Genomic DNA, 14,058 nt, shown 5'->3' with positions numbered 1-14,058 from the left:
TCGGGTCCACGCCGGCGCCTCTACGACGGCGAGAACACCAGTCTGCCATTGGCCCGCAGTACGGCGACGCCGCCCGGCAGGTTGAGCGCCTTCTGCCCGTGCCAGCCGGTGACCAGGCGGTCCACCTCCTCGATGTGCCGGGCGAAGAGGAAGCCCGGCGGTGACCCGGCCGCGATCGCCGTCCTGCGCAGCACCCGGCGGCGCACCGCCGCCGGCAGCGTCGCCAGCCGGCGCACGTCCAGGCTGCCGTCGTCGCCCGCCGCGTCCGCCTGGGCGTCGGCCGCCCACTGGTCGAGCGCGTCGGCGTCGTCCCTGGAGAGCTGGGCGGTACGGGCCAGCGCCTCGACGACGCCCTTGCCGAGCGACTTCTCCAGCACCGGCAGCGCCTCGTGCCTGACCCGGGAGCGGGTGTAGGCGGGGTCGTGGTTGTGCGGGTCCTCCCAGACCGTGATGCCCTGGGCCAGGCAGCCCTGGCGCACGGTGTCGCGGTCCAGCAGCAGGAAGGGCCGCCGGTAGCGGCCGCCGGCCCCGGAGACCGCGGCCATGCCGGAAAGCGAGCGGATACCGGAGCCGCGGGCGAGCCCGAGCAGCACCGTTTCTGCCTGGTCGTCGCGGGTGTGGCCGAGCAGTACGGCCGCCGCGCCGCGCCGGTCGGCGGCGGCGTCGAGTGCCGCGTAGCGGGCGTCGCGGGCCGCGGCCTCGGGGCCGCCCTGGCGGCCGACGGTCACACCGACCGCGTCCACCGGGTCCAGGCCGAGCGCGCGCAGCCGTCCTGCCACTTCCTGCGCGCGGACGGCGGAGCCGTCCTGCAGGCCGTGGTCGACGGTGACCGCGCCGGCCCTGACGCCGAGCCGCGGCGCCTCGAAGGCGAGGGCGGCGGCCAGCGCCATGGAGTCGGCGCCGCCGCTGCACGCGGCGAGCACCACGGGGTGCGGTTCTGCGGACGAGCTGAGGACGTCGTGCAGGACGCGGCGGACCGCCAGGCGTATCGCCGCGACCGTGGGGTGGGGTCCCATGTCCGGTTCCCTCCTGAGGAGGCTGTGAAGGCTGCGGTGAGCAGGATCGACGAGAGGAGATGACGCAGGGTATCCAGATGGTGACAGAACTCTGGGCATTACCCGAGCATCGCACGCCCTACCCTGCGTCTACGGTCCCTCGGACGGGTGAACCGGGGGCGTGAAAGAGCGTCAGGCGACCCCTTCACCGCTCCGTCTTCCTCCTCGCACCCTCCGCGGACGGCCTCGTCCCTCGGCCGGCCACTGCGGCGCTCGCTCGTCAGCCGTCGGAGCGCCGGTGCACCCGCGCGACCCATTCCGCGGGCTTGCCGATCTCCGCCTTGCTGGGCAGCGTGTTGGGCGACGTCCACACCTTGTTGAAGCCGTCCATGCCGACCTCGTCGACCACCGCCCGTACGAACCGCTCGCCGTCGCGGTACTGCCGCAGCTTCGCGTCCAGGCCGAGCAGCCGGCGCAGCGCCTGGTCGAGGCGGCCGGCGCCGTTGGCGCGGCGGCGGCTGAACTTCTCGCGGATCTCCGCGACGCTCGGCACGACGTCGGGTCCCACACCGTCCATCACGTAGTCGGCGTGGCCTTCGAGCAGCGACATCACGCCGGTCAGCCGGGCCAGGATCTCCCGCTGGGTGGGCGTCTGGACCAGGTCGACCAGGCTGCGGCCGTCGTCAGGCGCGTCGGCGGCCGCTGCCCGCTCCTCGGCCCCTTCCGCCGCCGGGTCCTTGGCGCCGTTGCCGCCGGTGAAGGACTGCACGGCCTGCCTGACCCGCTCGATCACGGTCGACGCGTCCAGGTCGGTCTCGCCCAGGAACGACTGGATCTCGCCCTCGATGTGGTCGCGCAGCCACGGCACCGCGGAGAACTGCGTGCGGTGCGTCTCCTCGTGCAGGCACACCCACAGCCGGAAGTCGTGCGGGTCCACGTCCAGCTCCCGCTCGACCTGCACGATGTTCGGCGCGACCAGCAGCAGCCGGCCGGCCCGCGACTCGCCGGGACCCGGCTTGACCGGACCCGCCGGCATGTCGCGGCTGGGCGGCGCGAAGGTCTCGTACTGCCCGAGCACCCGGGAGGACAGGAAGCTCAGCAGCATCCCGACCTCGACGCCGGTGACCTTGCCGCCGACCGTGCCGAGCACCGCACCCCCCGCGCCGCCGGGCCTGCGCGCCTGCATCTTGACCAGCAGCGGCTTGAGGACCTCGCGGAAGCCCGCCACGTTCGCCTTGACCCAGCCGGCCCGGTCCACGATCAGTACGGGGGTGCCGTGCGGCGGCACCTCCCCGTCGCCGTACATGCGGGTGAAGCCCCGCACGTGCGCCTCCGACTCCTGCGCGTGCCCGCGCAGCTCGGCGACGATCGCCCGGGCCTCGTCCCGGCTCACCTCAGGCCCAGGGCGCGTCAGCCTCTGGGCCGTCGCCACGGCGAGGTTCCAGTCGACCATCTCGCTTCCACCGATGCTCGTCATGCCTCTCACGGTACGTTGCCGGTCCGCGCTTTGGGGCGCCGCGCAGAAGGCGGAGGGGCGGGCCGGGGGACATTCCCCGGCCCGCCCCTCGGGCGTACGTGGCGGCTGCGGCCGTCAGTGGCCCGGGCCGTGCTCCTTGAGGCGGCGGAACGAGTCCTCGATCTCGGCCTCGGCCTCGGCGCGGCCGACCCAGTCGGCGCCCTCGACGGACTTGCCGGGCTCCAGGTCCTTGTAGACCTCGAAGAAGTGCTGGATCTCCAGCCGGTCGAACTCGCTCACGTGGTGGATGTCCCGCAGGTGCTCCACCCGCGGGTCGGACGCGGGCACGCACAGCACCTTGTCGTCGCCGCCGGCCTCGTCGGTCATGCGGAACATGCCGATGGCGCGGCAGGTGATCAGGCAGCCGGGGAAGGTCGGCTCGTCCAGGATGACCAGCGCGTCCAGCGGGTCGCCGTCCTGGCCCAGGCTGTTCTCGATGAAGCCGTAGTCGGCGGGATAGCTGGTCGAGGTGAAGAGCCGGCGGTCCAGGCGGATACGACCGGTCTCGTGGTCCACCTCGTACTTGTTCCGCGAACCCTTCGGGATCTCGATCGTGACGTCGAACTCCAAGGCCCTACTCCTCCATGATCAGCGCATACTGCGGGTGATTAAGTGTCTCCCACGCAAGTGGGTGGTCGCGAAAGGGGCTGGTCGGGGGTGCCGCACAGCAGGAATGTGCAGGTAGTGGCGATATCCGCGGCAATAGGCGCGGTCGTCGCCGCCGGTGCGGTGGCCGCGGCCGGACCGTGGGACGGCGGTCAGCGTAAGGCCGAGCGGTCACTCGCCGCGGCCCGGGACGGGCACGAGGCGCCGGTACGGTCCGCCGCGACCGCGTCGCCGCGGCCCTATGCCGCGCCGCCCGCCGCCTCCGCCGCGCCTGTCCTGGCCGCGGCCGGCGGCGGGGCGCCGGAGACCGCCGCGGCTCTCGCGGCCCGGCTCGGGCCGCTGATGGCCTCGCCCGGCCTGGGCACGGTACGCACCGGGGCGGTGATAGACGTCACCACCGGGAAGCTGCTCTACGCCCACCGGCCGAGCACCGCCTCCACCCCCGCGTCCACCACCAAGCTCGCCACCGCCACCGCCGCGCTCGGTGTCCTGGGCGGCTCCCGCACCCTGGCGACCAGCGTCGTCGCCCTCGGACCCGGGCGCATCGTGCTCGTCGGCGGCGGCGACCCGACGCTCGAACTCGACCGGCTCGCCGCCGACACCGCGGCCGCGCTGCACGCTCGCGGCACCACATCGGTACGGCTCGGCTACGACACGTCGCTCTACTCAGGTCCCGTGCTGCACCCCATCGGCTACAACGAGAACCTCGCACCGGTCACCGCGCTGATGGTGCGCGAGGGCCGCCTCGACGCCAGCACCGGCGGGCCTGCGACCCGCACCACCCACCCGGCCCTCTCCGCGGCCACGTCCTTCGCGGCCCTGCTGCGCTCGCACGGCATCACCGTGGCCGGCGGGCCCGCGCCCGCGCGCGGCGCCGGGGGTACGCGGCTCGCCGTGCACCAGTCGGCGCCGGTCAGCGAGCTGGTCGAGCGGATGCTCACCGACTCCGACAACGACCTCGCGGAGGCGCTGGCCCGGCAGGTCGCCCTGGCCTCCGGCCACCCGGCCTCCTTCGCGGGCGGCGCGAAGGCGATCGCGGCGGCGCTGCGGCAGTACGGCGTGCCCCTCGTGCACGCCGTCTTCGCCGACGGGAGCGGCCTGGACCACACCGACGCGCTGTCGCCCGCGACGCTCACCCGCATCCTCGCCCTGGCCGCGTCCCCCGCCCACCCCGAGCTGCGCCCGGTCCTCGCCGGGCTTCCCGTCGCGGCCTTCACCGGCACGCTCGCGTCCCGTTTCGCGGCGAGCCCCGGTGCGGGGGTCGTCCGGGCGAAGACCGGCACGCTGACCGGCACGAACACGATCGCGGGGGTGACGGTCACCCCTGCGGGGCGCGTCCTGGCGTTCTCCTTCATGACCCAGGGCACGACTTCCGCGGATGCCGCGCAGGCGGCTCTGGACGCGCTTGCCTCCGGCGTCTCCCGCGGCTGACCCCCTGCCCTGCCCCTGCGGGCGGCCCCGGGACCTTCCCCCGGCGGTGGCTCGTCGCAACCCGGGGGAAGGTCCCGGGACGAGGCGCGCACCGCCGGGGGGAGGGGAACCCCCTAGAAACCACGTGTGCGCTTCGCCGCGCGGCGGGGGGCCGCAGGGCCGGGGGTGGGGAGGGCGAGGCGGGCGATCTCGTTGCCGAGGTTGACCCCGATGGCCAGCGCCAGCGCAAGCGCCGCGGCCCGGGTGAGCTGCGTGAAGCCCTGGGCCGCGTGGTTCTGGGTGAAAGCCAGCAGGCCGAAGTACGTCGCGGAGCCGGGCAGCAGCGGCCCGATCGCCGCCGTCACGTACGGCAGGACGGACACGTACCGGTAGCGGGCCATGAGCTGCCCGAACAGCCCGACCAGGCCCGCCGCGGCGGCGGTCGCAGCGACCTGGTTGCCGCCCGCCTGCTGGTGCAGGACGCCGAAGACCGTCCACGCCACGCCCCCGTTGAGCGTGGCGAGCAGGAGCACCGCCCGCTCGCACTGGAGCAGCACGGCGAAGGCCAGCGTCAGCACCATCGCGGCGACCAGCTGCACCCACGGGTGGTCGTACGCCCGGATCGCCTGGTCCGGGTTGAGGTCGGCGCCGAGGTGGACGCCCGCGTAGAGGATCAGCGTGACGCCGATGACGATGCCGACGACGAGGTAGATCACTTCGAGCAGCCGGGCCGACGCGGTGATGTAGAAGCCGGTCAGGCCGTCCTGGACGGCGGCGACCAGCGCGCGGCCCGGCAGCAGCGCGAACAGCCCGCCGGTGATGACCGCGGAGGACTGGACGCCCGCGGCGCCCGGAATCCAGTGCGCGCGGTCCACCACCACCCCTATCGCGGCGGCGGGCATCGCGGCCGCCGCGAACTGGTAGAACTCCGGGATCCCGCGCCCGGCCAGCAGCCACGCCAGCCGGTCGCCGAGCATCGCGGCGAGCCCGGCGGCGAGGAAGATGATCAGGTTGCCGCCGACCAGCAGGCTGGCCGCGCCCGCGAGCAGCCCGGCGGCGCAGGTGAGCAGCCAGCTGCCGTACGGGTGCCGGTTGCGGCGGATGTCGGCGAGCCGCCGGTAGGCGTCCTCCAGGGTCGCCTCACCCGTGGTGATGCCGTCCACGAGCCGGTAGACCGCGGCGAGCCGGGTGTAGTCGGTGACGCGGCGGCGCACCGTACGGCTCGCGGTCAGCGGCGGCTCGGTCAGCGAGGGCTGGTAGGAGATGCCCAGCAGGGTGAAGGTGACGTTGGGCTCCACCCGGGCGAGCCCGTAGGCGTACGCCACCCCGAGCATCGCGGCCTCGACGTCCTCCGCGCCCTCACCCCCGGCGAGCAGCAGCTCGCCGATGCGCAGGGTCAGGTCGAGCACCCTCGGCACGGACACGGTGTGCCCGGTCTCGGGCCGGTCGAAGGCGGCCTCGGGTCCCGGCCGCTCGGTGACGGGCAGCCGTACGAAGGTCCGCATGCGGTCCTGCCAGCGGGCGTCACCCGGCGGCAGGGGGAGGATCGGGAAGCCCTCGGGCGGTGTGAAGGCGGACCCCGCCTCGCGTTCCTCCCCTGCTCCCGGGCCGCCGCCGCCCGTCACCCGCCCGCCTCAGTTCTTCTGCGCGCGGTGCCGGCCGCCACCACGCGAGACCGCGGTGGCCTCGGACGTCTCTCCGCCCTCGGGCTCGTGCGCCGCCGGCCCGGCCTTCGCCCTGCGGCGCGAGCGCAGGTACTCGATGCCCAGCGGCACCACGGACACCAGCACCACCAGGACGAGGATCGCCTCGATGTTGTCCTTGACGAATGCGATCTGCCCGAGCCAGTAACCCAGCAGGGTGACCCCGGCGCCCCACAGCGTGCCGCCGATGACATTGAAGGTGGCAAAGGTGCGGTAGTTCATTCGGCTGACGCCTGCGACGATCGGGGTGAACGTTCTGACGATCGGCACGAAGCACGCCATCACGATGGCTTTGGAGCCGTGCCGATCGAAAAACTCGTGCGCCTTCTCGATGTTCTCCATCTTGAAGAGCCGCGAGTCGGGCCGCCGGAAGAGCGAGGGGCCGACCTTGCGCCCGAACAGGTAGCCGACCTGCTGCCCCAGCACGGAGGCGACGGCGATCAGCGGCGCCACGGCCCACAGCGGCTTGTCCAGGGTGCCGCCCGCGACCAGCAGACCCGTCGTGAACAGCAGGGAGTCACCGGGCAGGAAGAATCCGATCAGCAGCCCGGACTCCGCGAACACGATCAGCAGTACGCCCCACAGGCCGTACGTGTTGATCAGATGGTCGGGAGAGAGCCAGCTCGGACCGAGGGCGATGTTCGTCACGATCCAAAAGTATCAATGCAGTGTTGATACAAACGTTCCGCAACCTGCGAGTAGTGGACTACCTTCTCCGCAGTGTCACCCGCGCACCACCTTCGCATGTCCGGAAAGTCATCCCCCCACGTGCCCCGTCACTGCGTCCGAACCACCTGGCGGCTCCCGTTATGACTCGCGCCATCACCCTGCACGAAGTTTCCAAGTACTACCCCAAGCAGCCGTCGCCTGCCGTGGACCGGTTCTCGCTGGACATCGCACCAGGGGAGTTCCTGGTGCTCCTGGGTCCTTCCGGTTGCGGCAAGTCCACGGTCCTGCGGATGATCGCCGGGCTCGAGGACATCACCACGGGCGAACTGCTGCTCGACGGCGAGTATTCGAACGACCTCGCGCCCGGCGACCGCCGGATGGCCATGGTCTTCCAGAACTTCGCCCTCTACCCGAGCATGACCAGCCGGGAGAACATCGGCTTCCCGCTGCGGTTCGAGATGCCGGGCGAGGAGCACGGGCCGCGGGTCGACGAGACCGCCCGCATCCTCGGCATCGAGGAGATCCTCGACCGCTACCCCGGGCAGCTCTCCGGCGGTGAGCGCCAGCGCGTGGCAATGGGCCGCGCGATCTCCCGGCACCCCTCGGTCTTCCTGATGGACGAGCCGCTGTCCAACCTCGACGCGAAGCTGCGCGCCCACCTGCGCGCGGAGATCGCCCGCCTCACCCACGGCATGGGCGTCACGACCGTCTACGTCACCCACGACCAGGCCGAGGCCATGTCCCTCGGCGACCGGGTCGCGATCATGCGCAGCGGTGTGCTGCAGCAGATCAGCAGCCCGCGTGAGGCGTACCACCTGCCGGAGAACGTCTTCGTCGCCGCCTTCGTCGGCACCCCGCGGATCAACCTGCTCCAGGCCACCGTCATCGCCCCGCTCACCGGCGGGATGTGGATCGACTTCGGCCGGCAGCGGCTCGGGCTGCCCGAGCCGCTGAACTACGACCACCAGATGCTGCGCATCCAGCAGGGCCGGCGCATCATCGTCGGGCTGCGCTCGGAGGCGGTGCGCATCGCCCAGCCCAGCCAGGCGCACGCCGGCGAGGTGGTGCTCAGCGGCATCGTCGAGCACGTCGAGTACCAGGGCCACGAGTCGCTGGTGCACCTCAACACCGGGTCGCGTCCCGCGGTGGTCCCCGAGCTGGAGGCCCCGCGCCCCACCTCGGCGGCCAGGAACGGCTCCCGCCGGGGCGGCAGCGGCGTCGGGCTCGGCAAGCTCGCGCAGAAGGCCGCGCGGCGCATCCAGGCCAGCGTCATGGAGCGCGACAGCTCCTCCTCGGCGTCCTCCGACGGGCTGCCGCCCAAGCCGCAGCAGGCGCCGGTGTCGGTCATGGACCGGCCCTCGACGCCGGAGACGCAGACCGGCGACCTCGTCGTCCGCACGGGACCCGACATCCGGGTACGCCGCGGGGACCGCGTCCCGCTGCTGGTGGACCTCGCGCACCTGTACGTCTTCGACCAGGAGGGCCAGCGCATCTGCCCGGCCCCCGCGCAGCAGCCGCGCCTGGAGTAGCCGCGGCTGCGGCAGGCCCACCGCCGGGCGATGCTTCTTCCCATGGGAATCGATGATTTCGGCGGTGGGCAGGAACAGGGCGCGGACATCCTGGTCGTCACCACGAACGACGCGCCCGGCTTTCGCGTGGAACGGGTCATCGGCGAGGTGTTCGGCCTGACGGTCCGCTCCCGGCACCTCGGCAGCCAGATCGGTGCGGGCCTGAAGTCCATGGTCGGCGGTGAGCTCAAGGGTCTGACCAAGACGCTGGTCGAGACCCGCAACCAGGCCATGCAGCGCCTTGTCGAGCAGGCGCGTGCGCGGGGCGCGAACGCGGTTCTGGCGATGCGGTTCGACGTCAGCGAGGCGGCTGACGTCGGTACGGAAGTCTGCGCATACGGCTCCGCCGTGGTCCTCACCCGCGCGTAGCGCCCCCTGGGGGGCGCCTCCCCCGGGTGGGTGCCCTCTTCCGCAGCGGGTTCGCGCTTCTCAGTGGCGCGGGTCGCCACCGGCCCGGAGGGACTCTTCGCTCCGCCCCGGACCACCCGCCGGTGGGGGCTGAGCGCGCAGTTCCCCGCGCCCCTGTCAGGCACCCCCTTCCGCAAGGGGACCCCCACACGGCGGGACGTACCCCGAAGGGGCGCGAGGAACGGCGCGACCAGCCACCGACCGCGCGCGGCTCGCCACCGACCCGGAGGGGCTCTTCGCTCCGCCCCGGACCACCCGCCGGTGCGGGCTGGGCGCGCAGTTCCCCGCGCCCCTGAGGGTTGCCCCCTTCCGCAAGGGGACCCCCACACGGCGGGACGTACCCCGAAGGGGAGCCCCCAGCCACCGCGCCCTGCGGAAGCGCGCCCCCCGCGGAGGGGGTGAAGGCTCGGGGGGCGGAGCCGCAGAGGCAGTCGTATCGTGCGAGACATGGCACTGCACAAAGGCTCAGGCAGCCCGCGGGCAATCGCGGTGAACCCCTTCTTCGGCGAAGCCGACCCCGTTTCGGGGCGGACGACGGCACCGCCCAAGCACCAGTTGCCGGACGGGCCGATGACGCCGCACGCGGCGTACCAGCTCGTGCACGACGAGCTGATGCTCGACGGCAACTCGCGGCTCAACCTCGCCACCTTCGTCACGACCTGGATGGAACCCCAGGCGGACATCCTGATGGCTGAGTGCCGCGACAAGAACATGATCGACAAGGACGAGTACCCGCGTACGGCCGAGCTGGAGCGGCGCTGCGTGGCGATCCTCGGCGATCTGTGGAACGCCCCCGACCCGGACGCGGTGGTGGGCTGCTCGACCACCGGCTCGTCCGAGGCGTGCATGCTCGCCGGAATGGCGCTGAAGCGCCGCTGGTCCAAGCGCACCAAGGGCTACCCGGCGACGGCCAGGCCGAACCTGGTGATGGGCGCCAACGTGCAGGTGTGCTGGGAGAAGTTCTGCACGTTCTGGGAGGTCGAGGCCCGCCTCGCCCCGATGAGCGGCGACCGCCTGCACCTGGACGCGGACTCCGCGCTCGCGCTGTGCGACGAGAACACCATCGGCGTGGTCGCCGTGCTCGGTTCGACCTTCGACGGGTCCTACGAGCCGGTCGCCGAGATCTGCGCGGCCCTGGACGCGTACGAGGAGCGCACAGGCCACCACATCCCGGTGCACGTGGACGGCGCCTCGGGCGGCATGGTCGCGCCGTTCCTCGACGAGGACCTGGTGTGGGACTTCCGGCTGCCGCGGGTCACGTCGATCAACACCTCGGGGCACAAGTACGGCCTGGTCTACCCCGGTGTCGGCTGGGCGCTGTGGCGGGACGCCGACGCGCTGCCCGAGGAGCTGGTCTTCCGGGTGAACTACCTGGGCGGCGACATGCCGACCTTCGCGCTGAACTTCTCCCGCCCCGGCGCCCAGGTGGTGGCGCAGTACTACACGTTCCTGCGGCTCGGAAAGGACGGCTACCGGGCGGTCCAGCAGACCAGCAGGGACGTGGCCGTCTCGGTCGCCGACCGCTTCGCCGCGCTGGACGAGTTCCGGCTGATCACCCGGGGCGACGAGCTGCCGGTCTTCGCGGTGACCACCGCGCCCGACGTCACGGCCTTCGACGTCTTCGACGTCTCGCGGCGGCTGCGCGAGCACGGCTGGCTGGTGCCCGCGTACACGTACCCGGCCGACCGTCAGGACCTGGCGGTGCTGCGGGTGGTGTGCCGCAACGGCTTCTCCGAGGACCTGGCCGACCTGCTGATGAACGACCTCACCCGGCTGCTGCCGGAACTGCACCGCCAGCCTGGCCCGTTGAACCGCCCCGAGTCGGTGGCGACCGCCTTCCACCACTGAACCCTCCGCCCCCTCCCACCCGGTGGCGCAGCCGGCCGCGGCAGTGCCACAGTGTCCCCTTCCGGTCGGCTGACCGGCGTTCACGTAGTGGCGCACCTCGGGTGGCACGGGTGCGAAGGAACGGGGGAACGGCGAGATGGAACCGCTGATGATGGGCGACCCGGCACAGGTCGGCCCGTACCAGCTGACGGGCAGGCTGGGCGCGAACGAGCTGGGGCAGGCGTACGCGGGACGGCATCCGGCGGGGGCGTCGGTCACCGTCACGGTGCTGCACCCGCACCTGGCGGCCGACCCGCAGGTCCGCGCCCGCTTCCGCACGGACGTGAACGACGCCCGCCGCGCCGCAGGCCCGTACGTCCTGCCCGTCGACGCGGACACCGAAGGTCCTGCGCCCTGGGTGGCCTCGGCCGGTCCCGACGTGGCGACGCTGGCGACGGCGGTCACCGGGCTCGGGCCGCTGCCGCCGAACCAGCTGCGGGACGTGGCGGTGGCGCTGACCGGTGCGCTGGCGGGCGCCCAGCAGGCCGGCGTCCGCCTGGCCGGCCTGGAGCCGTCCGCCGTGTTCATGACGCCCGAGGGTCCGCGGCTGGCCCCCTTCGGGATCGCGCACGCCGTACCGGGGGCGGGCGGCGGGGACCCGGACGCCGTCTACAGCCTGGGCGCGGCCCTCTACTTCGCCGCGACCGGCCGCCCGCCGGCCCCCGCCTCGGCCGGCTGGCAGCCGGGGCCGCCGCCGATAGCCGACCCGGTGCTCGGGCTGCTGATCGCCGACTGCCTGAGCGCGCAGCCCGCCGCCCGGCCCACGGTCCACGACCTGCTCGGCCGGCTGAACGGCGGCCCTCCGCAGGGCGGCGTTCCCCTGGCCGGCGTTCCCCTGGGCGGCGTTCCGATGCCCGGAGCGCCCGCGATACCCGCGATACCCGCGCAGCGGCCGTGGTGGCGTGACGTGCCGGCCTCCGTCGTGGCGACCGCCGTGACGCTTGCCCTGTTCGCCGTCTTCATCCTGACGGCGGGCAGCTCGGGCCACGACGACTTCTCGGTGAAGCCGCCCGCGGGCGCGACGGCGACCGGCCTGCCGAGCCTGCCCTCCTTCGACGGCAGCCTGCCCTCCGACGGCAGCACCGACCCGGGCGCCAGCGGCGGCAGTGACAGCGGCAGCGACGACGGCAGCGACGACGACCCGTCGGACGTCTCCGGCATCCCGTCCGCATCGCCGACGCAGGACGACCCGATCGCGACCGCCCAGGCCGGCGACTGCTTCGACAACAGCGGGACGGAGCAGACCGCGGACCTGACGCCGACGGTCTGCGCGCCGCGGACCTTCAAGGTCGTCCAGGTCCTCCAGGGCACCACCGCCACCAGCGGCTGCGACAGGCTCCCCGGCGACGACTGGAACGTGTCGTACTCCTCCCAGAACCTCGTGCTGTGCCTGAGCTACCAGTACGAGAACGGCACCGCGTACCACGCGACGGCCGGCACGTGCGTCTACGGCGACAGCGCCACCAGCGACTGGGACGAGCTGCAGTGCCAGACCGGCGCCTTCACCGTGCAGCAGCGGATCACCGGGACGACGGACGGCAGCCGCTGCAAGGGCCTGCGCAACAACGACTGGGCCGAGCACTTCGGGGTGAGCGGCCGGTCCGACCTCGACGTCACGCTGTGCCTGTCGATGGTCTACCCGGACGACGCGGGCCACGCCGTGCTGAACCAGTGCATGCACTTCAGCGGCTCGTCCACCCACCCCTCGCTGCACGCGGCGAAGTGCGGCAGCGCCAACGTCATCGTCACCGGCCGCACCCCGAAGTACAACGACAGCAAGTTCTGCGGCAACGACGCGTGGGCGACCTGGCGGCCGAACAACTACCCCGAGCTGTCGTACACCCTGTGCTACCGCTACCGCTGAGGACGGCGGGACCGGTCAGTCGCGCCGGACGGCGAGCACCGCACGGTCGTCGTTGCCCGGCACCCGCGACTCGGTCCAGGCGTCCAGGTCCCGCAGCAGGCTCTCCACGGCCTGCTGCGGGGTGTCCTGCGGCCCGAGCGCGGGCAGCCGGGCCTGCGGGTCGTAGAACTCGCCGGCCGGGTCGCGGGTCTCGGTCACCCCGTCGGTGACCAGCAGCAGCGTGGCGCCGTGCGGTACGGCCACCTCGTCGGGCACCGACCGCAGGCCGCCGAGCCCGTGCATGCCGAAGGGCAGGTCGGGCGCGGACGGCTCCAGGGTGTGCACGGCTCCGTCGGCAGTCAGCAGGTACGGCGGCGGGTGGCCGCGGTTGACCAGGCGCAGGGTGTCGCCGTCCGCGCTGAACTCGGCGAGCACCCCGGTGGTGAAGCCTTCGAGCGCGGCCTCGTCGCCGCCGCCCGTCTTGTGGCGGTCCAGCGCCCGGTCCAGCCGGTCGGCGAGCCGCGGCAGGTCGGGCTCGGCGTCGGCGGCCTCGCGGAAGGCGCCGAGCAGCACCGCGACCGCCCCGACCGCGCCGAGGCCCTTGCCGCGGACGTCGCCGATCAGCAGCCGTATGCCGTACGGGGTCGCCTGGGCGGCGTAGACGTCGCCGCCGATCCTGGCCTCGGACGCGGCGGCGTCGTAGCGTGCGGCGATGCCGAGCGGGCCGATGCGCTGCGGTGGGTCGGGCAGCAGGGCGCGCTGTGCGGCCTCGGCGACACCGCGTACGGTCGCCAGCTGCCGCCCGTGGCGGCGCAGCACCCGGTTGACGATCAGGGCTATCCCGCCGGCCAGCACGATGCTCGCGACGTCGGCGATGCCGCTGTGCTCGTCGAGGCGGTTGTCCTCCATGGTCAGCGCGACCATCGCGAGCAGTGCGGCGCCGAAGGTGATCATCGTGGCGCGGGTCTGCTGGGTGGCCCCGGCCAGCACGCATCCCCCGGCGAGCAGGGGGTCGCCGGTGTAGGGGGCGGGCGTCGCCAGGTCGAATACGACCCCGGCCGCGACCATCCCACCAGGTATCCAGCGCACGAGTGCGGTGGGCCAACCGGTCGTCACGATGTCCATTTTATGACGATACGCATTCGGGTCGGCCGCCGTGCGGTCGCGCCGGGCGTGCGGCACCGTGGAAGGGCACCCCGACCCCCAGCGAAGGGCAGTCCGCCATGACCGAGCACACCTACCGGGTGACGGAGATCGTCGGCACCTCGAACGAGGGCGTGGACGCCGCCCTGCGCAACGCCATCAGCAGGGCCTCGCAGACGCTCCGCGGCCTCGACTGGTTCGAGGTGACGCAGGTGCGCGGGCACCTCGTCGACGGCGAGATCGAGCACTACCAGGTGGGCATCAAGCTCGGCTTCCGCCTGGAGGCGGCGGACTAGCCCCCCTTTCCTCA

Annotated in this window: 12 protein-coding genes; 6 read left to right on the top strand and 6 right to left on the bottom strand. The window is 73.0% G+C overall.

The window, feature by feature from the left end; genetic code table 11:
• Window positions 1–20: 20 nt before the first annotated feature.
• The 3 genes from tilS to NFU81_RS14655 all read right to left on the bottom strand — a co-directional run bounded on the left by tilS (window position 21) and on the right by NFU81_RS14655 (window position 3,081).
• Entirely contained in the window at window positions 21–1,016 is a 996-nt protein-coding gene (gene tilS, locus NFU81_RS14665) for a tRNA lysidine(34) synthetase TilS (RefSeq protein ID WP_251489693.1), read from the bottom strand.
• A 259-nt stretch (window positions 1,017–1,275) separates the two neighbouring features.
• Window positions 1,276–2,472 (bottom strand): zinc-dependent metalloprotease, encoded by a 1,197-nt coding sequence (locus NFU81_RS14660; protein WP_251489692.1) that lies wholly within the window; start codon window positions 2,470–2,472, stop codon window positions 1,276–1,278.
• A gap of 114 nt (window positions 2,473–2,586) precedes the next feature.
• Entirely contained in the window at window positions 2,587–3,081 is a 495-nt protein-coding gene (locus tag NFU81_RS14655; RefSeq protein ID WP_033173553.1) for an inorganic diphosphatase, read from the bottom strand.
• Window positions 3,082–3,195: 114 nt separating this feature from the next.
• Here NFU81_RS14655 and dacB point away from each other — a divergent pair, with 114 nt between their 5' ends.
• A complete protein-coding gene (gene dacB / locus NFU81_RS14650; protein WP_251489691.1) occupies window positions 3,196–4,548 on the top strand; it encodes a D-alanyl-D-alanine carboxypeptidase/D-alanyl-D-alanine endopeptidase in 1,353 nt (450 codons plus the stop codon).
• A 113-nt stretch (window positions 4,549–4,661) separates the two neighbouring features.
• On the opposite strand, the gene NFU81_RS14645 is transcribed toward dacB, so the two are convergent.
• Window positions 4,662–6,152 carry a threonine/serine exporter family protein gene (locus NFU81_RS14645; RefSeq protein ID WP_251489690.1) on the bottom strand — a complete coding sequence of 497 codons (1,491 nt, stop codon included), beginning with the start codon at window positions 6,150–6,152 and terminating at the stop codon, window positions 4,662–4,664.
• A gap of 9 nt (window positions 6,153–6,161) precedes the next feature.
• Window positions 6,162–6,878 carry a DedA family protein gene (locus NFU81_RS14640; RefSeq protein WP_251489688.1) on the bottom strand — a complete coding sequence of 239 codons (717 nt, stop codon included), beginning with the start codon at window positions 6,876–6,878 and terminating at the stop codon, window positions 6,162–6,164.
• Window positions 6,879–7,039: 161 nt separating this feature from the next.
• Here NFU81_RS14640 and NFU81_RS14635 point away from each other — a divergent pair, with 161 nt between their 5' ends.
• From NFU81_RS14635 to NFU81_RS14620, 4 genes are all read left to right on the top strand, one after another.
• Window positions 7,040–8,428: an ABC transporter ATP-binding protein gene (locus tag NFU81_RS14635; RefSeq protein ID WP_251489686.1), complete on the top strand. Its 1,389-nt coding sequence runs from the start codon at window positions 7,040–7,042 to the stop codon at window positions 8,426–8,428.
• Window positions 8,429–8,470: 42 nt separating this feature from the next.
• Complete coding sequence (locus tag NFU81_RS14630) at window positions 8,471–8,836, top strand: YbjQ family protein (protein ID WP_251489685.1); 366 nt, start codon at window positions 8,471–8,473, stop codon at window positions 8,834–8,836.
• 486 nt (window positions 8,837–9,322) lie between these two features.
• Window positions 9,323–10,723, top strand: coding sequence for a glutamate decarboxylase (gene gad, locus NFU81_RS14625; protein ID WP_251489684.1), 1,401 nt, complete (start codon window positions 9,323–9,325; stop codon window positions 10,721–10,723).
• 136 nt (window positions 10,724–10,859) lie between these two features.
• The gene (locus NFU81_RS14620) at window positions 10,860–12,626 is read left to right on the top strand and encodes a serine/threonine protein kinase (RefSeq protein ID WP_251489682.1); all 1,767 of its coding nucleotides are present in this window, start codon (window positions 10,860–10,862) and stop codon (window positions 12,624–12,626) included.
• Window positions 12,627–12,641: 15 nt separating this feature from the next.
• Here the strand turns inward: NFU81_RS14620 and NFU81_RS14615 are convergent, their stop codons facing one another.
• Window positions 12,642–13,730, bottom strand: coding sequence for a PP2C family protein-serine/threonine phosphatase (locus NFU81_RS14615; RefSeq protein ID WP_251489680.1), 1,089 nt, complete (start codon window positions 13,728–13,730; stop codon window positions 12,642–12,644).
• A 98-nt stretch (window positions 13,731–13,828) separates the two neighbouring features.
• On the opposite strand from NFU81_RS14615, the gene NFU81_RS14610 reads away from it, so the two are divergent.
• Window positions 13,829–14,044, top strand: coding sequence for a dodecin (locus NFU81_RS14610; protein WP_251489678.1), 216 nt, complete (start codon window positions 13,829–13,831; stop codon window positions 14,042–14,044).
• Window positions 14,045–14,058 lie beyond the last annotated feature (14 nt).

This window comes from Actinacidiphila cocklensis (assembly GCF_907177275.1).
In the GTDB taxonomy this organism is placed as follows: Bacteria; Actinomycetota; Actinomycetes; order Streptomycetales; family Streptomycetaceae; genus Actinacidiphila; species Actinacidiphila cocklensis.
This window is presented reverse-complemented; position numbering and strand designations above follow the sequence as displayed.